This window comes from Clostridium sp. NSJ-49, assembly GCF_014287725.1.
In the GTDB taxonomy this organism is placed as follows: domain Bacteria; phylum Bacillota; class Clostridia; order Clostridiales; family Clostridiaceae; genus Clostridium; species Clostridium disporicum_B.
Window position 1 is genome coordinate 55,052 of sequence record NZ_JACOOP010000006.1, and the last position, 21,074, is coordinate 76,125.

At 35.6% G+C, this 21,074-nt stretch carries 30 protein-coding genes; all 30 read right to left on the reverse strand.

The window, feature by feature from the left end; genetic code table 11:
• Positions 1-33 precede the first annotated feature (33 nt).
• The 30 genes from map to rpoC all read right to left on the reverse strand — a co-directional run bounded on the left by map (position 34) and on the right by rpoC (position 21,060).
• A complete protein-coding gene (gene map / locus H8S10_RS03295; protein WP_055267056.1) occupies positions 34-783 on the reverse strand; it encodes a type I methionyl aminopeptidase in 750 nt (249 codons plus the stop codon).
• Complete coding sequence (locus H8S10_RS03300) at positions 783-1,433, reverse strand: adenylate kinase (protein WP_055267054.1); 651 nt, start codon at positions 1,431-1,433, stop codon at positions 783-785. Before H8S10_RS03300 ends, map begins: the two co-directional genes overlap by 1 nt.
• A gap of 22 nt (positions 1,434-1,455) precedes the next feature.
• Positions 1,456-2,733 carry a preprotein translocase subunit SecY gene (gene secY / locus H8S10_RS03305; RefSeq protein WP_186837930.1) on the reverse strand — a complete coding sequence of 426 codons (1,278 nt, stop codon included), beginning with the start codon at positions 2,731-2,733 and terminating at the stop codon, positions 1,456-1,458.
• Position 2,734: 1 nt separating this feature from the next.
• Positions 2,735-3,175 (reverse strand): 50S ribosomal protein L15, encoded by a 441-nt coding sequence (rplO, locus tag H8S10_RS03310; RefSeq protein WP_055267050.1) that lies wholly within the window; start codon positions 3,173-3,175, stop codon positions 2,735-2,737.
• A 22-nt stretch (positions 3,176-3,197) separates the two neighbouring features.
• A complete protein-coding gene (gene rpmD, locus H8S10_RS03315; protein WP_005212077.1) occupies positions 3,198-3,377 on the reverse strand; it encodes a 50S ribosomal protein L30 in 180 nt (59 codons plus the stop codon).
• 12 nt (positions 3,378-3,389) lie between these two features.
• Positions 3,390-3,887, reverse strand: a complete 498-nt coding sequence (gene rpsE / locus H8S10_RS03320; RefSeq protein ID WP_032117040.1) for a 30S ribosomal protein S5 — start codon at positions 3,885-3,887, stop codon at positions 3,390-3,392.
• 20 nt (positions 3,888-3,907) lie between these two features.
• Positions 3,908-4,270 carry a 50S ribosomal protein L18 gene (gene rplR, locus H8S10_RS03325; RefSeq protein WP_186837931.1) on the reverse strand — a complete coding sequence of 121 codons (363 nt, stop codon included), beginning with the start codon at positions 4,268-4,270 and terminating at the stop codon, positions 3,908-3,910.
• An 18-nt stretch (positions 4,271-4,288) separates the two neighbouring features.
• Entirely contained in the window at positions 4,289-4,831 is a 543-nt protein-coding gene (gene rplF / locus H8S10_RS03330; RefSeq protein ID WP_055267048.1) for a 50S ribosomal protein L6, read from the reverse strand.
• Positions 4,832-4,901: 70 nt separating this feature from the next.
• On the reverse strand, positions 4,902-5,300 hold the full coding sequence (rpsH, locus tag H8S10_RS03335) for a 30S ribosomal protein S8 (protein WP_055267047.1): 399 nt from the start codon (positions 5,298-5,300) through the stop codon (positions 4,902-4,904).
• Positions 5,301-5,329: 29 nt separating this feature from the next.
• Positions 5,330-5,515 (reverse strand): type Z 30S ribosomal protein S14, encoded by a 186-nt coding sequence (locus H8S10_RS03340; RefSeq protein ID WP_032117036.1) that lies wholly within the window; start codon positions 5,513-5,515, stop codon positions 5,330-5,332.
• A gap of 12 nt (positions 5,516-5,527) precedes the next feature.
• Positions 5,528-6,073: a 50S ribosomal protein L5 gene (rplE, locus tag H8S10_RS03345; protein ID WP_055267044.1), complete on the reverse strand. Its 546-nt coding sequence runs from the start codon at positions 6,071-6,073 to the stop codon at positions 5,528-5,530.
• Positions 6,074-6,095: 22 nt separating this feature from the next.
• Complete coding sequence (rplX, locus tag H8S10_RS03350) at positions 6,096-6,410, reverse strand: 50S ribosomal protein L24 (protein WP_055267043.1); 315 nt, start codon at positions 6,408-6,410, stop codon at positions 6,096-6,098.
• A 16-nt stretch (positions 6,411-6,426) separates the two neighbouring features.
• Positions 6,427-6,795, reverse strand: a complete 369-nt coding sequence (rplN, locus tag H8S10_RS03355) for a 50S ribosomal protein L14 (RefSeq protein WP_021876949.1) — start codon at positions 6,793-6,795, stop codon at positions 6,427-6,429.
• 31 nt (positions 6,796-6,826) lie between these two features.
• Positions 6,827-7,081, reverse strand: coding sequence for a 30S ribosomal protein S17 (gene rpsQ / locus H8S10_RS03360; protein WP_055267042.1), 255 nt, complete (start codon positions 7,079-7,081; stop codon positions 6,827-6,829).
• 22 nt (positions 7,082-7,103) lie between these two features.
• A complete protein-coding gene (gene rpmC, locus H8S10_RS03365) occupies positions 7,104-7,316 on the reverse strand; it encodes a 50S ribosomal protein L29 (RefSeq protein WP_032117032.1) in 213 nt (70 codons plus the stop codon).
• On the reverse strand, positions 7,316-7,750 hold the full coding sequence (rplP, locus tag H8S10_RS03370) for a 50S ribosomal protein L16 (RefSeq protein WP_040419026.1): 435 nt from the start codon (positions 7,748-7,750) through the stop codon (positions 7,316-7,318). The genes rpmC and rplP overlap by 1 nt, the downstream gene beginning before the upstream one ends.
• A gap of 17 nt (positions 7,751-7,767) precedes the next feature.
• Entirely contained in the window at positions 7,768-8,436 is a 669-nt protein-coding gene (gene rpsC / locus H8S10_RS03375) for a 30S ribosomal protein S3 (RefSeq protein WP_055267040.1), read from the reverse strand.
• 21 nt (positions 8,437-8,457) lie between these two features.
• Positions 8,458-8,793 carry a 50S ribosomal protein L22 gene (rplV, locus tag H8S10_RS03380; RefSeq protein ID WP_055267038.1) on the reverse strand — a complete coding sequence of 112 codons (336 nt, stop codon included), beginning with the start codon at positions 8,791-8,793 and terminating at the stop codon, positions 8,458-8,460.
• A 21-nt stretch (positions 8,794-8,814) separates the two neighbouring features.
• Entirely contained in the window at positions 8,815-9,099 is a 285-nt protein-coding gene (gene rpsS, locus H8S10_RS03385) for a 30S ribosomal protein S19 (RefSeq protein ID WP_032117028.1), read from the reverse strand.
• Positions 9,100-9,165: 66 nt separating this feature from the next.
• Positions 9,166-9,999, reverse strand: coding sequence for a 50S ribosomal protein L2 (gene rplB, locus H8S10_RS03390; RefSeq protein ID WP_055267036.1), 834 nt, complete (start codon positions 9,997-9,999; stop codon positions 9,166-9,168).
• A gap of 61 nt (positions 10,000-10,060) precedes the next feature.
• Positions 10,061-10,357 (reverse strand): 50S ribosomal protein L23, encoded by a 297-nt coding sequence (gene rplW / locus H8S10_RS03395; protein WP_032117026.1) that lies wholly within the window; start codon positions 10,355-10,357, stop codon positions 10,061-10,063.
• Complete coding sequence (gene rplD / locus H8S10_RS03400) at positions 10,357-10,977, reverse strand: 50S ribosomal protein L4 (RefSeq protein ID WP_055267034.1); 621 nt, start codon at positions 10,975-10,977, stop codon at positions 10,357-10,359. The genes rplW and rplD overlap by 1 nt, the downstream gene beginning before the upstream one ends.
• A 23-nt stretch (positions 10,978-11,000) precedes the next feature.
• A complete protein-coding gene (gene rplC / locus H8S10_RS03405; RefSeq protein WP_055267033.1) occupies positions 11,001-11,630 on the reverse strand; it encodes a 50S ribosomal protein L3 in 630 nt (209 codons plus the stop codon).
• 74 nt (positions 11,631-11,704) lie between these two features.
• Positions 11,705-12,013, reverse strand: a complete 309-nt coding sequence (rpsJ, locus tag H8S10_RS03410) for a 30S ribosomal protein S10 (RefSeq protein WP_032117023.1) — start codon at positions 12,011-12,013, stop codon at positions 11,705-11,707.
• 561 nt (positions 12,014-12,574) lie between these two features.
• Positions 12,575-13,768, reverse strand: coding sequence for an elongation factor Tu (gene tuf / locus H8S10_RS03415; RefSeq protein WP_186837932.1), 1,194 nt, complete (start codon positions 13,766-13,768; stop codon positions 12,575-12,577).
• A 169-nt stretch (positions 13,769-13,937) separates the two neighbouring features.
• Complete coding sequence (fusA, locus tag H8S10_RS03420) at positions 13,938-16,004, reverse strand: elongation factor G (RefSeq protein ID WP_055268348.1); 2,067 nt, start codon at positions 16,002-16,004, stop codon at positions 13,938-13,940.
• A gap of 74 nt (positions 16,005-16,078) precedes the next feature.
• Positions 16,079-16,549 (reverse strand): 30S ribosomal protein S7, encoded by a 471-nt coding sequence (gene rpsG, locus H8S10_RS03425; RefSeq protein ID WP_032117019.1) that lies wholly within the window; start codon positions 16,547-16,549, stop codon positions 16,079-16,081.
• Positions 16,550-16,712: 163 nt separating this feature from the next.
• Positions 16,713-17,090 (reverse strand): 30S ribosomal protein S12, encoded by a 378-nt coding sequence (gene rpsL / locus H8S10_RS03430; RefSeq protein ID WP_032117018.1) that lies wholly within the window; start codon positions 17,088-17,090, stop codon positions 16,713-16,715.
• Positions 17,091-17,141: 51 nt separating this feature from the next.
• A complete protein-coding gene (locus tag H8S10_RS03435; RefSeq protein ID WP_055268350.1) occupies positions 17,142-17,378 on the reverse strand; it encodes a ribosomal L7Ae/L30e/S12e/Gadd45 family protein in 237 nt (78 codons plus the stop codon).
• A 148-nt stretch (positions 17,379-17,526) separates the two neighbouring features.
• On the reverse strand, positions 17,527-21,060 hold the full coding sequence (gene rpoC, locus H8S10_RS03440) for a DNA-directed RNA polymerase subunit beta' (protein ID WP_055268353.1): 3,534 nt from the start codon (positions 21,058-21,060) through the stop codon (positions 17,527-17,529).
• Between the last annotated feature and the right edge of the window lie 14 nt (positions 21,061-21,074).

A 21,074-nucleotide genomic window follows, 5' to 3' on the forward strand; every position in this document is an offset into this window, starting at 1 on the left:
TTGGTATCATGCGAATTTATAACTAAGCAACACTTATTTAATTAGTGTTAATATTTCCGGCCCATCTGGTAAAATTACAACAGTGTTTTCGTAGTGAGCTGATAAGCTCTTATCTGCAGTAACAACTGTCCAGTCATCACCTGCGGTTTTCACTCTATATGTTCCCATGTTAACCATAGGCTCTATAGCTAGTGCCATACCAGCAACTAACTTGGGACCACGGCCAGGTCTACCAAAGTTAGGAACTTCAGGATCTTCATGAACTGTCTTTCCTATTCCATGACCTACGAAATCTCTTACAACTGAAAAACCATTAGCCTCTATATGATTCTGTATATTATGAGAAATATCAGATAGTCTGTTTCCAACGATAGCAGCTTCAACTCCCTTGAAGAATGATTCTTCAGTTACAGTTATAAGCCTTCTTGCTTCTTCAGAAATTTCACCAACAGCAAAAGTTCTTGCTGCATCACCATGGAAGCCATTTATTTCTGCTCCACAGTCAACGCTGATAATATCTCCTTCTTTTAATACATAACCTCCTGGTATTCCATGAACTACTTGCTCATTAACTGATATACATAGTGAAGCAGGAAATCCATAGAGCCCTTTAAATGAAGGTTTTGCCCCATGCTTAGTTATAAATTCTTCTGCTATTCTATCCAGTTCAGCAGTAGTTACTCCTGGTTTAACCTCTTTTTCAACAAGTAATAAAGTTTCAGCAACGATTTTTCCTGCCTGTCTCATTAGGTCAATTTCTTTTTCAGTCTTAATAATTATCATTAATTAACACTTCCTAATATGCTACAGATACTTTCAAAAACTTCGTTTATAGCTTTAGTTCCATCTACTGTTGATAATAAGTTTTTATTATTATAAAAATCAATCAGTGGTTGTGTTTGTCTTTCGTAGACCTCTAGTCTTTCACTAACTGTCTCTTCAGTATCATCTTTTCTTTGTACTATATCACTTCCGCAAACGTCGCACACACCATCTTTAGTAGGTGGATTGAATTTTACATGATAACTAGCTCCACATGATGGACATACTCTTCTTCCTGTCATTCTTTCAAGAATGAAACTGCTAGGTACTTCTATTGAAAGAGCTGTATCTAACTTTTCATTTCTATCTGCTAAAAATCCTTCTAGGGCTTCAGCTTGAGCAACAGTTCTTGGAAAACCATCTAATAGATATCCATTTTTACAGTCTTCCCAAGTAAGTCTATCCTTAACCATATTAATAGTTACTTCATCTGGAACTAACTGACCTTTATCCATGTAACTCTTTGCTTCTATTCCTAGAGGGGTTCCTTCAGAAATATTCTTTCTAAAGATATCCCCAGTAGAAATATGTGGTATAGAATATCTATTACTAATTGATTTTGCCTGTGTTCCTTTTCCAGCCCCAGGAGGACCTAATAATACTATCTTCACGGGCATCATCTCCATTATTAATCTATTTTAAGAATCCTTGATAGTGTCTCATTACTAATTGTGAATCAAGTTGTCTAGAAAAATCTAATCCAACTCCGATTAAAATTAATACAGATGTTCCACCGAATTGAATTCCTTTGAATGCTGTATAATTATTAACTATTGTTGGTAATACTGCTAAAACCGCTGCAAATACTCCTCCGATTAAAGATACTTTAGTAAGTAACTTTTCAAAATACTTCTCTGTTGGAGCTCCTGGTCTAACACCTGGAATAAATCCTGCAGATTTATGAAGATTTTCAGCCATTTCATCTGGTTTAAAAGTGATTTGAGTATAGAACCAAGTAAAGAATATAGTGAACACAGCATAGAATACTGGGTACATCCATGTTTCTTTATTGAATATACTATATGGACTATGTAAAATCCATGTTGACCAACTCTTACCAGGGAAGAAATTAGCTATTGTCTCAGGGAACATCATTACTGACATTGCAAAGATTATAGCAATAACCGCTGATCCTATTATACTTAGTGGAATATGTGTAGATTGCCCTTTCATAACCTTGCTTCCAACAGCTTTACCAGCATATTGAACAGGTACTCTTCTCTCTGCTAATGAGAAGAAAATACTTATTGCTAGTAGTGCAACTACAGCTACTAAGAATATGGTAATTTCTACTATTCCTACTTGACCAGCTTCCTTTAATGTAAATAATGACATTAAAGTCATTGGTAATTGAGATACGATATTGACAAATATTAATATTGATACCCCGTTACCGAATCCTCTTTGAGTTATTTGGTCTCCAAGCCACATACAGAATGTAGAACCAACTACTAAAGAAATTAATACTACTGCTTTTTCAGCTGTATTTAATCCTGTAGCAGCTCCTTGAGAAGATATCATAGTGAATATTCCCATTGCTAAAACGAATCCTATTCCTATTGATAAGTATCTTGTAATACTTTGTATCTTCTTTCTACCTTCTTCACCTTCTTTAGAAAGTTGTTCTAATGAAGGAATTGCAATTGTTAGTAATTGCACTATGATTGAAGCATTAATATATGGAGAAACTGCTAAAGCAAATATGCTAAAGTTTTTTAAAGCTCCTCCTGATATTAAGTTATAAAAACTTAATAATCCTCCAGATTCAGTTACTTGTGTCAAATATGATGTCTCAATCCCAGGAACAGGAATATGTATCCCTATCCTGAAAATTGCTACTAAAAATATCGTCCATAAAAATTTCTTTCTTAATTCGGGAACCTTCCAGGCATTACGTAGGGTTGATAGCATATTAAATCACCTCAACTTTTCCTCCGGCTGCTTCGATTTTCTCTGCCGCTTGTTTAGAGAATTTGCATCCCTTAACAGTTAGGCTTTTTTCTATAGTTCCGTTACCTAATATCTTAACTCCGTCTAGAACCTTAGATATTACTCTAGTTTCTAATAATAATTCAGGAGTTACTTCTGTACCATTTTCAAATATGTTTAATCTATCAACGTTGATAGAAACGTACTTTTTAGCGAAGATATTTGTGAATCCTCTCTTAGGAAGTCTTCTGTATAAAGGCATTTGACCACCTTCAAAACCAGGTCTTACTCCACCACCTGATCTAGCGTTTTGTCCTTTTTCACCTTTACCAGCGTTTCTTCCTAAACCTGAACCAGTACCTCTACCAACTCTTTTAGGAGCTTTTCTGCTTCCAGCTGCTGGTTTTAATTCATGAAGTTTCATATCTTAGTGCACCTCCTCGTTCTTATACTTCTTCTACTTTTAATAAGTAGTCAACTTTGTTGATCATACCTCTGATTTGAGGAGTATCCTCATGCTCTACAGTCTTGTTGATTTTTCTTAGACCAAGGGCATTTGCAGTAGCGATATGGTCTTTCTTTCTTCCGATTAAGCTCTTAACTAAAGTAACCTTTATCTTTGCCATTGCTTATACCTCCTAACCTAAAATTTCCTCAACAGTTTTGCCTCTTAACTTAGCTATATCTTCAGCTGTTCTTAAGCTTGCTAAACCATTGATTGTAGCATTTACCATGTTTCTTGGATTGTTTGAACCTAAAGACTTAGCTCTAACGTCCTTTAATCCTGCTAATTCAAGGACAGCTCTTGCTGGACCTCCAGCGATAACTCCTGTACCTTCTTTAGCTGGCATTATTAGAACTTTACCAGTTCCAAATTTACCATATATTTCGTGAGGAACTGTTGTTCCAACTATAGCAACGCTAACCATGTTTTTCTTAGCGTCTTCGATACCTTTTTTAATTGCTTCTGGGATTTCGATTGACTTACCCATTCCTACGCCTACGTGTCCGTTTTCGTCACCAACAACAACTAAAGCGCTGAATCTGAAGTTTCTACCACCCTTAACAACCTTAGTAACTCTGTTTATAAAAACAACCTTTTCCTTAAGGTCTAGTGTGCTAGGATCGATTCTCATTGATTTCCCTCCTTGTTTTATTAGAATTTTAAGCCTGCTTCTCTAGCGCTATCTGCTAATACTTGAACTCTTCCGTGATATACGTATCCACCTCTGTCAAATACAACTTCAGTTATACCCTTATCTACAGCTCTCTTAGCGATTAATTCACCAACAAGCTTTGCAGCTTCTTTGTTTCCACCAACTTTTAAGTTTAAATCCTTATCTAAAGTTGAAGCAGATACTAAAGTAACAGCATTTACATCATCTATTATTTGAGCGTATATATTCTTTTCACTTCTATATACTGAAAGTCTTGGTCTTTCAGGAGTACCAGAAACTTTCTTACGTACTCTAAGGTGACGCTTTACTCTACTTGAATTTTTGTCTACCTTTTTAAACATACGGTCCACTCCTTTCTATTATTTCTTACCAGTCTTACCTTCTTTACGTCTGATAACTTCGCCTTCAAACTTAATACCTTTACCCTTATATGGTTCTGGTTTTCTCCATTTTCTTATATCAGCTGCAACAGCTCCAACTACTTGCTTATCTATACCTGATATAACAACTTTAGTAGCTGATGGAGTTTCGAAAGTTATCCCTTCAACTGCTTTTATTTCAACTGGATGTGAGAATCCTAAGTTCATTACTAAGTTTTTACCTTGTAATTGAGCTCTGTAACCAACACCAACTAATTCTAGAGTTTTTTGGAATCCCTTTTCAACTCCTATAATCATGTTGTTGATTAATGCTCTAGTTAATCCATGAAGAGCTCTGTGCTCTTTTACATCGCTAGGTCTAGTTACAACAACTTGGTTGTCTTCAACTGCAATATTAATGTCTTTAGCCATAGTTTTAACTAATTCACCTTTTGGTCCTTTAACAGTAACTACGTTACCTTCAGCAACAGTTACAGTTACACCAGTAGGGATAGCTATTGGTAATCTACCTACTCTTGACATAATCGCACCTCCTATTTTACTTGTTAGATATATATGTTAATCTAGTTAATTTCTCTTTTTAGTTTAGAAACTACCAAACGTAGCAAAGAACTTCTCCGCCTAATCCCATTTTTCTAGCTTCTCTATCAACTACTATTCCTTTTGAAGTTGATATAACAGCAACTCCTAGTCCGTTAAGAACTCTTGGAACTTCGTCTTTCTTACAGTAAACTCTTAAACCTGGTTTAGATATTCTCTTTATACCAGTTATAACTCTTTCTTTGTTTGAGCCATATTTAAGAGCTATTCTCATCATTGGAACTACACCATCATTATATTCTTCAATATTTTTGATGTATCCCTCTTGTAATAATATATTTGCAACAGCCTTCTTTACATTTGAAGAAGGTACTTCTACAACTTCGTGTCTCACAGAATTTGCATTTCTAATACGAGTTAGTAAATCTGCGATAGGATCTGTCATAACCATTTAATTTGCCTCCTTTCACTGGTTCAAGTCTACCAACTTGCTTTTCTACATCCTGGGATTTCACCCTTGTAAGCAAGTTCTCTAAAGCATATACGACAAATACCAAATTTTCTTAGTACTGCATGTGGTCTTCCACATATTCTGCATCTTGTATAAGCTCTTGTAGTGTATTTAGGTGTTTTGCTCCACTTTTCAATAATAGCTTTACGTGCCACAGTTTTCCCTCCTTATTTTTGAGCGAATGGCATTCCAAGGAATCTTAATAATTCTCTTGCTTCTTCGTCAGTTTTTGCACTAGTAACGAAGATTATATCCATTCCTCTAACTTTATCGATTTTATCGTATTCTATTTCTGGGAATATTAATTGCTCTTTAATTCCTAATGAATAGTTTCCTCTTCCATCGAAAGCCTTATCTGAAACTCCTCTGAAGTCTCTAACTCTTGGAAGGGCTATTGACACTAGTTTGTCAGCAAATTCAAACATTTTAGTTCCTCTTAATGTTACTTTGCATCCTAATGCCATGTTTTCTCTTATCTTAAAGTTTGCAACTGATTTCTTCGCTCTAGTTAAGATTGGCTTTTGACCAGTGATTAAAGTTAAATCTGCAACAGCTGATTCTAAAACCTTTTGGTTATCTTTAGCCTCTCCAACTCCCATGTTTATAACTATTTTTTCAAGCTTTGGAACTTCCATAATATTTTTATATCCGAACTTTTCAATCATCGCTTGAACTACTTCATTTTTGTACTTTTCTTGAAGTCTTGGTGTCATTATAAGTACCTCCTTTCAAATTCTAGAATGTTTCTCCGCACTTCTTACAAGTTCTAACCTTAGTACCATCTTCTAAGATTTTGTTGCTAATTCTTGTAGCATTTTTGCATTTTGTGCAGTATAACATAACTTTTGAGCTGAATATAGCTCCCTCTTTTTCTATTATACCACCTTGAGCGTTTGCTCTTGTTGGCTTTTGGTGTTTCTTTACTATGTTAACTCCTTGAACAAGAACCTTTCCTGTCTTTGGATATACTTTTAAAACTTCACCAGTCTTTCCAGCATCTTTACCAGAAATAACTACTACTGTGTCGTTCTTTCTAACGTGTAACTTCAAATTAGCCACCTCCTTATTATAGAACTTCTGGTGCTAATGATAATATTTTATTGAATTCTTTATCTCTTAGCTCCCTAGCAACAGGCCCGAATATACGAGTTCCTCTTGGTTGCTTGTCGTCTTTTATTATAACTGCTGCGTTTTCATCAAATTTGATGTATGAACCGTCAGCTCTTCTTAATCCTCTTACTGATCTAACTATAACAGCTTTTACAACGTCACCTTTTTTAACAACTCCGCCTGGTGTTGCACTTTTAACGCTAGCAACTATTATATCTCCAATGTTACCGAACTTTCTTTTTGATCCGCCTAAAACTCTGATACACATGATTTCTTTTGCACCTGAGTTATCTGCTACCTTTAGTAAGGTTTGTTGTTGTATCATTGAATTTTACCCTCCTTTCAGTCTTTAAAGCTTATTTAGCTCTTTCAACTATTTCAACAAGTCTCCATCTCTTATCTTTAGATAATGGTCTAGTTTCCATTATTAATACTCTATCATTAATTTTTGCTTCATTATTTTCATCATGAGCTTTAAATTTAGTAGTTCTGTTTACTGTTTTCCCGTAAAGTGGATGTCTTACTTTAGTTTCAACAGCAACAACGATAGTTTTTTCCATTTTATCAGAAACAACTCTACCGATTCTCTTTTTTCTTAATCCTCTTTCCATTAGGGGCTACCTCCTTCCAGATTTACTGTTCAAATGCCCTGATCTCTTCTTCTCTTATGATGGTTTTGATTTGGGCTATAGATTTTTTCACTTCTTTTATTCTCATAGGATTTTCTAATTGACCTGTAGCTAATTGGAATCTTAAATTGAATAATTCAGCTTTAAGGTCGTTTAATTTAACCTTTAAATCTTGAGGATTATTTGCTCTTAATTCTTTTAACTCTCTAGCCTTCATTATTCTTCACCACCCATTTCCTCAAAATCTCTTCTTGTAACGAACTTACACTTTACAGGAAGTTTGTGTGATGCAAGTCTCATTGCTTCTCTTGCAACTTCTTCGTTAACTCCTGATAATTCAAATAATACTCTACCAGGTTTAACTACAGCTACCCAGTATTCTGGTGAACCTTTACCAGAACCCATTCTTGTTTCAGCTGGTTTTTCAGTAACTGGCTTATCTGGGAATACTTTTATCCAAAGTTTTCCACCTCTTCTAATGTATCTATTTATAGCAATTCTGGCAGATTCAATTTGATTGCTTGTAATCCAACCACAAGTTTGCGCTTGTATACCGAAATCTCCGTATGCAAGGAAATTACCTCTAGTTGCCTTACCTTTCATTCTACCACGTTGTACCTTACGATGCTTTACTCTTTTAGGCATTAACATGACTTATTCCTCCTTTCTTATGCGTTAACTTCTTCCTTCTTTTCAACTTTTTTAGTTGGAAGAACTTCTCCATTATAAACCCAAACTTTAACTCCGATTTTTCCGTATGTTGTATCTGCTTCAGCAAATCCATAATCGATATCAGCTCTTAATGTTTGTAGTGGAATTGTTCCTTCATGATATTGTTCAGTTCTAGCGATTTCAGCTCCGCCTAATCTTCCTGAACAAGCAGTTTTAACACCCTTAGCTCCTAATTTCATAGCTCTTTGGATGCTTTGCTTCATAGCTCTTCTGAAAGATACTCTCTTTTCTAATTGAGCAGCTATATTTTCAGCTACTAATTGAGCATTAGCTTCTGCATTCTTAACTTCAACGATGTTGATTAAGATGTTCTTTCCATTTACTAATTTTGCAACCTTAGCTTTTAAAGCTTCGATTCCTGCTCCACCTTTACCGATAACAACACCTGGTTTAGCAGTATATATATTTAACTTAACTCTCTTAGCAGCTCTTTCGATTTCTATCTTAGAGATACCAGCTGAGAAAAGTTCCTTCTTTACGAATTCTCTTATTTTGTTATCTTCGATTAAGTTGTCTGCAAAAGTCTTCTTGTCAGCGTACCATTTTGCATCCCAACCCTTGATAACTCCTACTCTAAGTCCGTGAGGATGTACTTTTTGACCCACTATTGTTTCCCTCCTTCTTTATTAAGCTCTTTCTTTAACTACTACTGTAATATGACTTGTTCTCTTGTTGATTCTGAATGCTTTACCGTGATCCATTGGTCTGAATCTCTTTAATGTTGGACCAGCACCTACGAATGTTTCTGCAACATATAAGTTTTCAACGTTTAAGTCATGATTGTTCTCTGCGTTTGCAACAGCTGATTTTAAAACTTTGTTTATAACAACTGCAGCATCCTTTGGAGTATATTGTAATATAGCGAAAGCTTCGTTAACACTCTTTCCTCTTATTAAATCAAGAACAACTCCTACTTTCATTGGAGATATTCTAACGTATTTAGCTATAGCTCTAGCTTCCATTTATGTTCCTCCTTTCTGAGATTACTTTCTCTTTCTTGATGCTTTCTCGTCGTAATCGTGTCCTTTATAAGTTCTAGTAAGAACGAATTCTCCTAACTTATGTCCAACCATATCCTCTGAAACATAAACTGGAACGTGCTTTCTTCCATCGTGAACAGCGATTGTATGACCGATCATTTGTGGGAAAATTGTTGAACTTCTTGACCAAGTCTTAACAACTTTTTTCTCACCATTAGCGTTCATTTCTTCTATTTTCTTTAAAAGTCCTTCGTGTACGAAAGGCCCTTTTTTAATTGATCTACTCACTATTTTTGCCTCCCTTCATAATCTCTAGGCTTAGCAAACCTCGAAGAGAATTAAAATTCTCTTCAATTATTTGCTATTTCTTCTCTTAATTATAAATCTATCAGAATACTTCTTATTCTTTCTAGTCTTGTATCCAAGAGCTGGTTTACCCCAAGGAGTAACTGGACTTGGTCTACCGATTGGTGATCTACCTTCACCACCACCATGAGGGTGATCGCAAGGGTTCATTACAGAACCTCTAACTGTAGGTCTCCATCCCATGTGTCTCTTTCTACCTGCTTTACCAATGTTGATGATATCGTTAGTAGTGTTAGAAACTGTTCCGATTGTAGCTCTACATTCGATTCTTACATATCTCATTTCACCTGATGGTAATCTTAATGTAGCGTAATCGCCTTCCTTAGCCATTAATTGAGCTGAAGTACCAGCTGATCTTACCATTTGACCACCTTTACCAGCCTGTAATTCGATGTTGTGAATTACTGTACCAACTGGCATGTGCTTTAATTGTAAACAGTTACCTGGTTTGATATCTGCTTCTGGTCCAGATACTACTGTATCTCCAACCTTTAATCCTACTGGAGCAAGTATGTATCTCTTTTCTCCATCAGCATATACAACTAACGCAATGTAAGCTGTTCTGTTTGGATCGTATTCTATAGTAGCAACTCTTGCTGGAATACCATCCTTGTTTCTCTTGAAATCTATTATTCTGTATTTTCTCTTAGCTCCACCACCGTGGTGTCTTACAGTTATTTTACCTTGAGCATTTCTACCACCAGTTTTCTTTAAAGAAACAAGAAGTGATTTCTCTGGGCTATTTGTAGTTATTTCTTCAAAAGTAGCCATAGTCATTTCTCTTCTTGATGGTGTAGTAGGTCTAAACTTTTTAACTGCCATGCTAATTCCCTCCTTCTTTAAGCTTCTCTGGCTTTGTCGCCAATACTACGCTTTTTTAAAATTATTGCATTCCTTCAAAGAATTCAATAGCTTTGCTGTCTTGAGCTAAAGTAACGATAGCTTTCTTTTGGTCAGCTCTCTTACCAACATGTACGCCCATTCTCTTAGTTTTTCCCATAGTTCTGATTGTTTGAACTTTTTCAACTTTAACGCCGAAAATTTCTTCACAAGCTCTTTTTATTTGAACTTTGTTAGCATTCATGTGAACTATGAAAGTGTACTTCTTTTCTGCCATAGCAGTCATAGATTTTTCAGTTATAACAGGCTTTCTTATTATATCGTGGCTTGTTAACTTCATTATGCGTACACCTCCTCAATCTTTGTTACGGCATCCTTAGTTACCATTACTGTTGGATACTTTAATAAATCATAAACATTGATGTTGTTAACAGGTAATACTGCTACCCCCTCAATATTTCTAGCAGATTTATAAACATTTTCGTTAGATTCAGCAGTGATGATTAATGTCTTCTTAGCTTCGAAAGCTTTTAACATTTCAACAACTTGCTTTGTCTTTGGTGCTTCGAAATCTAAGCTTTCTAAAACTACCATTTCGTTGTTTTGAACCTTGCTAGTTAATGCTGATACCATAGCAACTCTTTTCATGCTCTTTGGTATTGACATTCTGTAATCTCTTGGCTTTGGTGCGAATACAACTCCACCTTTGATCCATTGTGGTGCTCTGATTGAACCTTGTCTTGCTCTACCAGTTCCCTTTTGTCTCCAAGGCTTGATTCCGCCTCCTCTAACCTCAGCTCTAGTTTTAGCTGATTGAGTTCCTTGTCTCTTGTTAGCTAATAATGCAACAACTACTTGATGCATTGCAGCTTCATTCACTTCTACTGCGAATACTTTATCATTTAATTGGATATCTCCAACTTGCTTTGCTTCTTTGTTAAATAATCCTACTGTAGGCATCCTATTTCCTCCTTTCTACAGAATTAAGCTTTAACTGCGTTTCTTATTACTACTGTGCTCTTATTTGCACCAGGGATACCACCCTTAACTAGTATTAAGTTCTTTTCTGGGATAACTCTAACTACTTCTAAGTTCATTACTGTAGTGTTAACAGCACCCATATGTCCTGGCATTTGCTTGTTCTTGAATGTTTTTGATGGATCTGATGAAGCTCCCATTGAACCTACTGCTCTGTGGAACTTAGAACCGTGTGACATTGGTCCTCTGTTAGCATTCCATCTCTTGATAACACCTTGGAATCCCTTACCTTTAGAAACTCCAGAAACGTCAACTTTTTCACCAGCAGTGAATATGTCAGCCTTTATTTCTTGACCAACTTCGTATTCGTTAGCGTTATCTAATCTAAATTCTTTTAAAGTTCTTCTTAAAGAAACTCCTGCTTTAGCGAAATGACCTTTAACTGGTTTATTCACTAACTTTTCTCTTATTTCACCGAAACCTACTTGTATTGCTTCATAACCATCCTTTTCGATAGTCTTCTTTTGAACAACAACACATGGGCCAGCTTCTACTACAGTTACAGGAACAACTTTTCCATTCTCGTCGAATATTTGAGTCATACCTATTTTCTTACCGATTATAGCTTTTTTCATGTATTTACACCTCCTAAACGTATTAGCGGATTGCTTAGCAATCATAACCGTTCAACTTTTCGTTTAAATATTAATTATAGCTTTATTTCGATATCCACACCAGCTGGTAAGTTTAATCTCATTAAAGCATCAACAGTCTTTGGTGATGGATTAACGATGTCGATTAATCTCTTGTGTGTTCTGATTTCGAATTGTTCTCTTGAATCTTTGTACTTGTGAACAGCTCTTAAGATTGTTATTACATCTTTCTCAGTTGGTAGTGGTACTGGACCTACAACCTTTGCACCTGTAGTCTTTGCTGTTTCAACGATTTTTTCAGCTGATTGATCTAATATTGTGTGATCAAAAGCCTTTAATCTGATTCTTATTTTTTGTTTTGACATTCTGGTTTCCCTCCTTTTCATGTACGCTTTACTTCTAACGCACAACAGCGATAGTTCTGTAAACTGTTCCTGGTGTTTCATATATATGAAACGTAAAACTAATCACTGTCGTTGGATTCTAGATCCTAACTTGCTCCTCAAGAATAACCCGGAAGTCCGACAACCTCTTGATTCATCGCGTCATATTACACAACTTCTTTATTATACTATGTTTACATATCTTTATCAAGACTTTTTTTATTGTTTTTTCATCGTCATTATTGGATTTTAAAGTAAATAATTTCTGTGTTTTTTCTCAATTTGCAATTAATATTCTATAATGATTTTTAATTTTAATCAATAGTTATTTAGATGTAATTTTAGCCTTTTTTAGATTATCTTTTTTAATCTTCCCCTAAACTTCACATGTTAAACATTATCATCCATAAAAAATTTTTTTTAAATAAAAAAAAGAATAAGGGCGTCCCCTTATTCTTTTCAATTGTCATGACTTTTTTAGCGCTTATATATTTGTAAGAAATTAATCTTTTAATTTTAAAAGTTATACATTTATAATTGAAATTATTCGATTATAGATGTAACAACTCCTGAACCTACAGTTCTTCCACCTTCTCTGATAGCGAATCTTAAACCTTCGTCCATAGCAACTTGAGTTATTAATTCAACGTTCATATCGATGTGGTCTCCAGGCATAACCATTTCCATACCATCTGGTAATTTGATTGATCCTGTAACGTCTGTTGTTCTGAAGTAGAATTGTGGTCTGTATCCATCGAAGAATGGAGTATGTCTTCCACCTTCTTCTTTCTTAAGTACGTATACTTGACCTACGAACTTGCTGTGTGGATTTACTGATCCAACTTTTGCTAATACTTGACCTCTTTCGATGTCAGTTCTTTGAACACCTCTTAATAATGCTCCGATGTTGTCTCCAGCTTGAGCTTCATCTAGTAACTTTCTGAACATTTCTATTCCTGTTACTACTACTTTTCTCTTTTCTTCCATTAATCCTACGATTTCAACTTCGTCTGATACGTGAAGAACTCCTCTTTCAACTCTTCCTGTTGCAACTGTTCCTCTACCAGTGATTGTAAATACGTCTTCTACTGGCATTAAGAATGGCTTATCAGTAGCTCTTTCTGGTGTTGGGATGTAGCTGTCTACAGCATCCATTAATTCCATGATGCAAGCTGTTGCTTCTGGATCTGTTGGGTTTTCTAATGCTCTTAAAGCTGAACCCTTGATTACTGGAATGTCATCTCCTGGGAAGTTGTATTCAGAAAGTAATTCTCTAACTTCCATTTCAACTAATTCTAATAATTCTTCGTCGTCAACCATATCTGCTTTGTTTAAGAATACAACGATGTAGTCAACACCAACTCTTGAAGCTAGTAGTATGTGCTCTCTTGTTTGAGGCATTGGACCGTCTGCAGCTGAACAAACTAAGATTGCTCCGTCCATTTGTGCAGCACCAGTGATCATGTTCTTAACATAGTCAGCGTGTCCTGGACAGTCTACGTGAGCGTAGTGTCTATGTTCTGTTTCGTATTCAACGTGAGCTGTATTGATTGTGATTCCTCTTTCTTTTTCTTCTGGAGCCTTATCGATATCTGCATAGTTGAATGCTTCAGCGAATCCTCTGTTTGCTAATACTGTTGTAATAGCCGCTGTTAATGTAGTCTTACCGTGGTCTACGTGACCGATTGTTCCAATGTTAACGTGTGGTTTGCTTCTTTCGAATTTTTGCTTTGCCATTTGAAATTCCTCCTTATGGAAATAAAATTTTTCAACTTAACAGAATAAATAAACTGTTATGCTTTAAATTTTATAATTATTTAAATTAGTTATTTTTAAAATTTATATTAATATTTATGATGAAGTCCATAACTTAATTATGAACAACATCACAAAAAATTATTACATATTATTTAGCTCTTTTTCCAGCTACTTCTTCTTGAATGCTCTTTGGAACTTCTTCATAGTGATCGAATACCATTGAGTAAGTACCTCTACCTTGAGATCTAGATCTTAAAGTAGTTGCATATCCGAACATTTCTGCTAGTGGAACGTATGCTCTTATAATTTGAGCTCCATTAACAGCTTCCATTCCTTCCATTCTACCTCTTCTTGAGTTGATGTCACCAATAACATCTCCCATGTACTCTTCAGGAACAGTTACTTCAACCTTCATCATTGGTTCAAGTAATACTGGACTTGCTTTTTGCATAGCGTTCTTGAACGCCATAGAACCAGCGATTTTGAATGCCATTTCTGATGAGTCAACTTCATGGTAAGAACCGTGTACTAACTTAACTTTGAAGTTTATAACTTCGTATCCAGCTATTATACCGTTCTTAGCAGCTTCTTGAATACCAGCATCGATTGCAGGAATATATTCTCTTGGAACAGCTCCTCCAACGATAGCATTTTCAAATACGTATTCTCCTTCAGTTGGTTCCATTTCAATTACAGCGTGACCGTATTGACCCTTACCACCTGATTGCTTAGCGTACTTAGCTTCAGCTTTAACAGCAGATCTGATAGTTTCTTTGTAAGCAACTTGAGGAGCACCTACATTACATTCAACCTTGAATTCTCTTTGAAGTCTATCAACGATGATGTCTAAGTGTAACTCACCCATACCAGCGATGATTGTTTGACCTGTTTCTTGATCAGTCCAAGTCTTGAATGTTGGATCTTCTTCAGCTAACTTAGCTAAAGCTAATCCCATCTTTTCTTGACCAGCTTTTGTCTTTGGCTCGATAGCTACAGATATAACTGGTTCTGGGAATTCCATAGATTCAAGTATGATTGGTGCATTTTCATCACATAAAGTATCACCAGTTGTAGTGTTCTTTAATCCGATGATTGCTCCTAATTCACCTGCTTCTAAAGATTCAACTTCTTCTCTTGTATTAGCATGCATCTTAACAAGTCTTCCGATTCTTTCTTTCTTACCTTTTGTTGAGTTAAGAACGTATGAACCACTGTTCATTACACCAGAATAAATTCTTGTGAATGCAAGTTTTCCAACGAATGGGTCAGTAGCAATTTTGAATGCTAATGCAGCCATTGGAGCTTCATCTGAAGCTTCTCTTGAATCTTCTTCACCTTCTAAAGTTTGACCTTGGATAGCAGGAATGTCTAATGGTGATGGTAAGTAAGCAACAACCCCATTAATCATTTCTTGAACACCCTTGTTCTTGTATGAAGAACCACAGATACATGGAACTATTTCGTTAGCTATAGTAGCTTTTCTTAAAGCAGCATGTAACTCTTCTTCAGTTATGTCTTCACCTTCTAGGTATTTTTCCATTAATTCTTCATCAGTTTCAGCTATTGCTTCTATCATAGCCATTCTGTATTCTTCAGCTTGATCAGCTAAATCTGCAGGAATTTCTTCAATTCTTACATCTTTACCTAAATCATCGTAAGTTATGATAGCATGGTTAGCTATTAAGTCAACCATTCCTCTGAAGTCAGCTTCAGCACCTACTGGTATTTGTATTGGAACTGCATTTGCTTTTAATCTATCTCTTACAGTGTTTATACATCTGAAGAAGTCAGCACCTGTAGCATCCATTTTATTAACATATATCATTCTTGGAACGCCATACTTATCTGCCTGTCTCCAAACAGTTTCAGTTTGTGGTTCAACACCACTCTTAGCGTCAAGAACTGTAACAGCTCCGTCAAGAACTCTTAATGATCTCTCAACCTCAACTGTAAAATCTACGTGTCCTGGAGTATCGATTATGTTTAATTCATGACCTTCCCAGAAACAAGTTGTAGCAGCAGAAGTAATTGTTATACCTCTTTCTTGCTCTTGAACCATCCAGTCCATTTGTGAAGCACCTTCGTGCGTTTCACCGATTTTGTGAGTTTTTCCAGTATAGAATAATATACGCTCAGTAGTAGTTGTTTTACCAGCATCTATATGAGCCATTATTCCAAAGTTACGGAATTTATCTAATGGATATTTTCTAGCCATTGTATGTCCTCCTCTCAATGAGTAATTTTATATTCGACAAAACTGTTTTGGCACAAGCCAAAACAGTTTTTGTATTAGTATCTGTAGTGAGCGAATGCTTTGTTTGCTTCTGCCATCTTGTGAGTATCTTCTCTCTTCTTAACAGCAGCACCAGTATTGTTAGCTGCGTCTAATAATTCCCCAGCTAATCTTTCAGCCATAACTTTTTCGCCTCTTTTTCTAGCTGCAGCTAAAATCCATCTTAAACCTAAAGTTTGTCTTCTTTCAGGTCTAACTTCTATTGGAACTTGGTAGTTAGCACCACCTATTCTTCTAGCTTTAACTTCTAATAAAGGCATTACATTGTTCATAGCTTCTTCAAATACTTCTAAAGCATCTTTGCCTGTTTTTTGCGCCATTATTTCAAACGCTTCGTAGCATATCTTTTGAGCTACTCCCTTTTTACCATCTTCCATAACGTTGTTTATTAACTTAGTAACAACCTTTGAGTTGTACATTGGATCTGGTAATACATCTCTCTTAGCGATAAATCCTTTTCTTGGCACTTTTCTTCCCTCCTTAACAATTTTAAATTTAAGTTCATCGGTACTCGGTAAAGTCTTACCCTACCGCAAAGTGCTTCGCTTCTTACATTTATATAAACCATATGTATTGCTATCTATAGTGTATAATCAATGCCGAAGATAAGCACTATTTTAGTTTAAGAAACTACTTTTTCTTAGGTCTCTTAGCACCGTATTTAGATCTTCCTTGCATTCTGTTAGCTACTCCAGCACAGTCAAGTGCTCCTCTAACGATATGGTATCTAACACCAGGAAGGTCCTTAACTCTTCCACCTCTTATAAGAACAACGCTGTGCTCTTGTAAGTTGTGTCCTACACCACCGATGTAAGCAGTAACTTCGAATCCGTTTGTAAGTCTTACTCTGGCAATTTTTCTTAAAGCTGAGTTAGGCTTCTTTGGAGTAGTAGTTTTTACAACAGTACAAACTCCTCTTCTTTGTGGACACTCGTTAAGTGCTGGTGCTGTAGATTTGTTAACAACAGTTTTTCTACCTTTTCTTACTAATTGGCTTATAGTTGGCATTTTGTCACCTCCTGAAATTTATTTATCTATATTAAATAAGATAAACGCATATTAATCATTAAGTACTAATGTAGCAGCTGATTTAACATCAATCCCACTCATTTTCCCTAGTTCTTTCATAGTAGATATTTCTACTATCTCTACGTTATTCTCTTTAGCAAGCTCTATTAACGGTAATACAAGCTTACTAATTGCATCTTTAGCTACATATAAAACTTTGCCGTTTCTAATGAGTTTTTGGCATTGCTTTACGCCTATGACTTTCTTTCCTACAATTTTGTCTAACATGAAATCCCCCCTCATTATAAAGTTCATAGAGACATTTGCATGTCTCTATGAATCATGCAGACATTTATCTTGTAGTGTAGCTTTTTAAAAATCACACAATTGGTATTTTATCATTTAAGCATACACATGTCAATAAATTTACATTGTATTATTCAATTACATCAATTGTTTCAATTTCTTCGTCTTCACTCTCTACATCAAGGTCTACAGATCTGTATCTCATCATACCTGTACCAGCTGGAATTAACTTACCTATAATTACATTTTCTTTTAATCCAACTAAAGGATCTACCTTACCTTTGATTGCTGCTTCTGTAAGAACTCTAGTAGTTTCTTGGAATGATGCAGCTGATAGGAAACTATCAGTAGCTAAAGCTGCTTTAGTAATACCTAATAAAGCAATTTCACCTTGTGCTTCTTCTCCTCCAAACTCTCTAACTCTTTCATTTTCAGCTTCGAAGTCGAACATATCTATCATAGTACCTGGTAATAAATCAGTATCTCCTGAATCTGAAACCTTAACTTTTCTTGTCATTTGTCTAACAACAACTTCTAAGTGCTTATCGTTGATATCAACCCCTTGAAGTCTATAAACTTTTTGAACTTCAGAAAGTAAGTATCTTCTAGCTCCTTCAACACCTTTGATATTCATAATATCATGAGGGTTAACTGAACCTTCTGTTATTTCATCTCCAGCTTCTATAACATCTCCATCTGAAACTTTTAATCTTGATCCAAATGGTATGTCGTAGCTACGTTCTTCACCATCAGAACCCATTACGTAAACAGTTCTCTTCTTCTTAGTTTCTTCTACTCTTACAGAACCTGAGATTTCACTTACTATAGCTAATCCCTTTGGTTTTCTAGCTTCAAATAATTCTTCAACTCTAGGAAGACCTTGAGTGATATCCGCACCGGCAACACCACCAGTATGGAATGTTCTCATTGTAAGCTGAGTACCTGGTTCTCCGATAGATTGTGCAGCTATTATACCAACAGCTTCACCAATATTTATTTTTTGAGCTGTAGCCATGTTCATACCGTAACACTTAGCACAAACACCAATCTTACAAGAACATGTAAATACAGATCTAATCTTAACTTTTTTAACACCTGCTGCAACAACTTTATCAGCCATATGTCCGTCAATATATTGATCCTTAGCTACCATTACTTCTCCTGATTCAGGGTTAATGATATCTTCAGCAGTATATCTTCCATATAGTCTTTCAGCTAATCCTTCAATAACTTCGTTACCTTCTTTGATTTCGCTTACTATTATACCTCTATCAGTACCACAATCTTCTTCTCTTACGATAACGTCTTGTGATACGTCAACAAGTCTTCTTGTTAGGTATCCTGAGTCGGCAGTCTTAAGTGCTGTATCGGCATTACCCTTTCTAGCACCGTGTGTAGATATGAAGTATTCTAATACTGAAAGACCTTCTCTGAATGATGCTTTGATAGGTAACTCGATAATTTTACCTGATGGAGCGGCCATAAGTCCTCTCATACCAGCTAATTGTTTTATCTGAGCCTTAGATCCTCTGGCTCCAGAGTCAGCCATCATGAATATTGGATTGAATTTATCCAAACTATCCATAAGTGCATTCGCAACATCTTCAGTAGTTTTACTCCACTTTTCGATTACTCTTTCATATCTTTCATCTTCTGATATGAACCCTCTCTTATACATCTTTTCTATCTTTTCAACAGTTTGTTCTGCATCTTTAAGAAGTTCATATTTAGCATCAGGTACTATCATATCAGATGCAGCTACTGTTACAGCTCCAATTGATGAATAGTGATATCCTAAAGCTTTTATCTTATCAAGCATTATCGATGTATTTGTTGGGCCGTGTTTTGTATAACACTTATCAATAAGCTTTCCTAATGTCTTTTTAGTAATTAAGAAATCAACTTCTAAGTCAAACATAGTTTCAGGATTTTCTCTATCAACATATCCTAAATCTTGAGGTATAGATTCATTGAATATAATCTTACCTACAGTAGTTTTTATAATACCATGTTTCATTTCTCCATTAACTTCTCTAAACATTCTAACGTTAATTGCAGCATGAACAGCTATTTCACCAACGTTGTAAGCCATTATAGCTTCATCTACATCTGCAAAGTAGCTTCCTTCACCCTTCGCACCTTCTTTATCCATAGTTAAGTAATATGAACCTAGAACCATATCCTGTGTAGGAACACAAACTGGCTTACCATCTGAAGGTTTCATTATATTACCTGCTGCAAGCATTAAGAATCTAGCTTCTGCTTGAGCTTCTACTGATAATGGTACGTGAACAGCCATTTGGTCACCATCGAAGTCAGCGTTATATGCTGTACATACTAATGGATGAAGTTTAATAGCTCTTCCTTCAACTAATACTGGTTGGAATGCTTGAATACCTAATCTATGTAGAGTAGGTGCTCTGTTTAGTAAAACTGGATGGTCAGTAATAACTTCTTCAAGTATATCCCATACTTGATTGTTTACTCTCTCAACCATTCTCTTAGCACTCTTAATATTGTGTGCTATTCCATCTTCTACTAATTTTTTCATAACGAAAGGCTTAAATAATTCTAAAGCCATTTCTTTTGGTAAACCACATTGGTACATCTTAAGCTCAGGTCCAACAACGATAACTGATCTTCCTGAGTAGTCAACTCTCTTACCAAGTAAGTTTTGTCTAAATCTACCTTGCTTACCTTTTAACATATCTGATAATGATTTTAGAGGTCTGTTTCCTGGACCAGTAACTGGTCTTCCTCTTCTACCATTATCTATAAGAGCATCTACAGCTTCTTGTAGCATTCTCTTTTCATTTCTAACGATTATATCTGGAGCTCCTAAATCTAAAAGCTTCTTTAATCTGTTATTTCTGTTTATAACTCTTCTGTAAAGATCATTTAAGTCAGAAGTAGCAAATCTACCACCATCTAATTGAACCATTGGTCTTAAATCTGGAGGTATTACTGGAATAACATTGATAACCATCCATCTTGGATCATTTCCAGATTTTCTGAATGATTCAACAACTTCAAGTCTTCTTATTATTCTTACTCTCTTTTGACCTGTGCTAGTTTTAAGTTCTTCTTTAAGATCTCTTCCAGTTGAATCTAAGTCGATTTCTCCTAAAAGATCTTGAACAGCTTCAGCTCCCATTCCAGCTACAAAGCTTTCTTCACCGAACTTATCTACTGCTTCTCTGTACTCTTTTTCACTTAATAATTGCTTCTTAAGTAATGGAGTTTCCTTTGGATCTATTACTACATATGAAGCAAAGTAAAGAACTTTTTCTAAAGCTCTTGGTGACATATCTAAAAGTAATCCCATCCTTGATGGAATACCTTTGAAGTACCAAATGTGAGATACTGGGGCAGCCAGTTCAATGTGCCCCATTCTCTCTCTTCTTACTTTAGCCTTAGTTACTTCAACTCCACATCTATCACAAACGATACCTTTGTATCTAACTCTTTTGTACTTACCACAATGACATTCCCAGTCTTTCATTGGTCCAAATATTCTTTCACAGAATAGACCATCTCTTTCTGGTTTTAATGTTCTATAGTTAATTGTTTCAGGTTTCTTAACTTCTCCTCTAGACCACTCTCTTATTTGGTCAGGTGAAGCTAAACCAATTTGTATAGCATCAAAATTGTTTAATTCAAACAAGGGTATATCCTCCC

Excerpts from the sequence above, each read along its gene's own strand:
- map (WP_055267056.1), bottom strand. The coding sequence starts at position 783 with ATGATAATTATTAAGACTGAAAAAGAAATTGACCTAATGAGACAGGCA.
- secY (WP_186837930.1), bottom strand. The coding sequence starts at position 2,733 with ATGCTATCAACCCTACGTAATGCCTGGAAGGTTCCCGAATTAAGAAAG.
- rplO (WP_055267050.1), bottom strand. The coding sequence starts at position 3,175 with ATGAAACTTCATGAATTAAAACCAGCAGCTGGAAGCAGAAAAGCTCCT.
- rpmD (WP_005212077.1), bottom strand. The coding sequence starts at position 3,377 with ATGGCAAAGATAAAGGTTACTTTAGTTAAGAGCTTAATCGGAAGAAAG.
- rpsE (WP_032117040.1), bottom strand. The coding sequence starts at position 3,887 with ATGAGAATCGATCCTAGCACACTAGACCTTAAGGAAAAGGTTGTTTTT.
- rplR (WP_186837931.1), bottom strand. The coding sequence starts at position 4,270 with ATGTTTAAAAAGGTAGACAAAAATTCAAGTAGAGTAAAGCGTCACCTT.
- rplF (WP_055267048.1), bottom strand. The coding sequence starts at position 4,831 with ATGTCAAGAGTAGGTAGATTACCAATAGCTATCCCTACTGGTGTAACT.
- rpsH (WP_055267047.1), bottom strand. The coding sequence starts at position 5,300 with ATGGTTATGACAGATCCTATCGCAGATTTACTAACTCGTATTAGAAAT.
- rplE (WP_055267044.1), bottom strand. The coding sequence starts at position 6,073 with ATGACACCAAGACTTCAAGAAAAGTACAAAAATGAAGTAGTTCAAGCG.
- rplN (WP_021876949.1), bottom strand. The coding sequence starts at position 6,795 with ATGATACAACAACAAACCTTACTAAAGGTAGCAGATAACTCAGGTGCA.
- rpsQ (WP_055267042.1), bottom strand. The coding sequence starts at position 7,081 with ATGGAAAGAGGATTAAGAAAAAAGAGAATCGGTAGAGTTGTTTCTGAT.
- rpmC (WP_032117032.1), bottom strand. The coding sequence starts at position 7,316 with ATGAAGGCTAGAGAGTTAAAAGAATTAAGAGCAAATAATCCTCAAGAT.
- rplP (WP_040419026.1), bottom strand. The coding sequence starts at position 7,750 with ATGTTAATGCCTAAAAGAGTAAAGCATCGTAAGGTACAACGTGGTAGA.
- rplV (WP_055267038.1), bottom strand. The coding sequence starts at position 8,793 with ATGGAAGCTAGAGCTATAGCTAAATACGTTAGAATATCTCCAATGAAA.
- rplB (WP_055267036.1), bottom strand. The coding sequence starts at position 9,999 with ATGGCAGTTAAAAAGTTTAGACCTACTACACCATCAAGAAGAGAAATG.
- rplW (WP_032117026.1), bottom strand. The coding sequence starts at position 10,357 with ATGAAGTTAACAAGCCACGATATAATAAGAAAGCCTGTTATAACTGAA.
- rplD (WP_055267034.1), bottom strand. The coding sequence starts at position 10,977 with ATGCCTACAGTAGGATTATTTAACAAAGAAGCAAAGCAAGTTGGAGAT.
- rplC (WP_055267033.1), bottom strand. The coding sequence starts at position 11,630 with ATGAAAAAAGCTATAATCGGTAAGAAAATAGGTATGACTCAAATATTC.
- rpsJ (WP_032117023.1), bottom strand. The coding sequence starts at position 12,013 with ATGTCAAAACAAAAAATAAGAATCAGATTAAAGGCTTTTGATCACACA.
- tuf (WP_186837932.1), bottom strand. The coding sequence starts at position 13,768 with ATGGCAAAGCAAAAATTCGAAAGAAGCAAACCACACGTTAACATTGGA.
- fusA (WP_055268348.1), bottom strand. The coding sequence starts at position 16,004 with ATGGCTAGAAAATATCCATTAGATAAATTCCGTAACTTTGGAATAATG.
- rpsL (WP_032117018.1), bottom strand. The coding sequence starts at position 17,090 with ATGCCAACTATAAGCCAATTAGTAAGAAAAGGTAGAAAAACTGTTGTT.
- H8S10_RS03435 (WP_055268350.1), bottom strand. The coding sequence starts at position 17,378 with ATGTTAGACAAAATTGTAGGAAAGAAAGTCATAGGCGTAAAGCAATGC.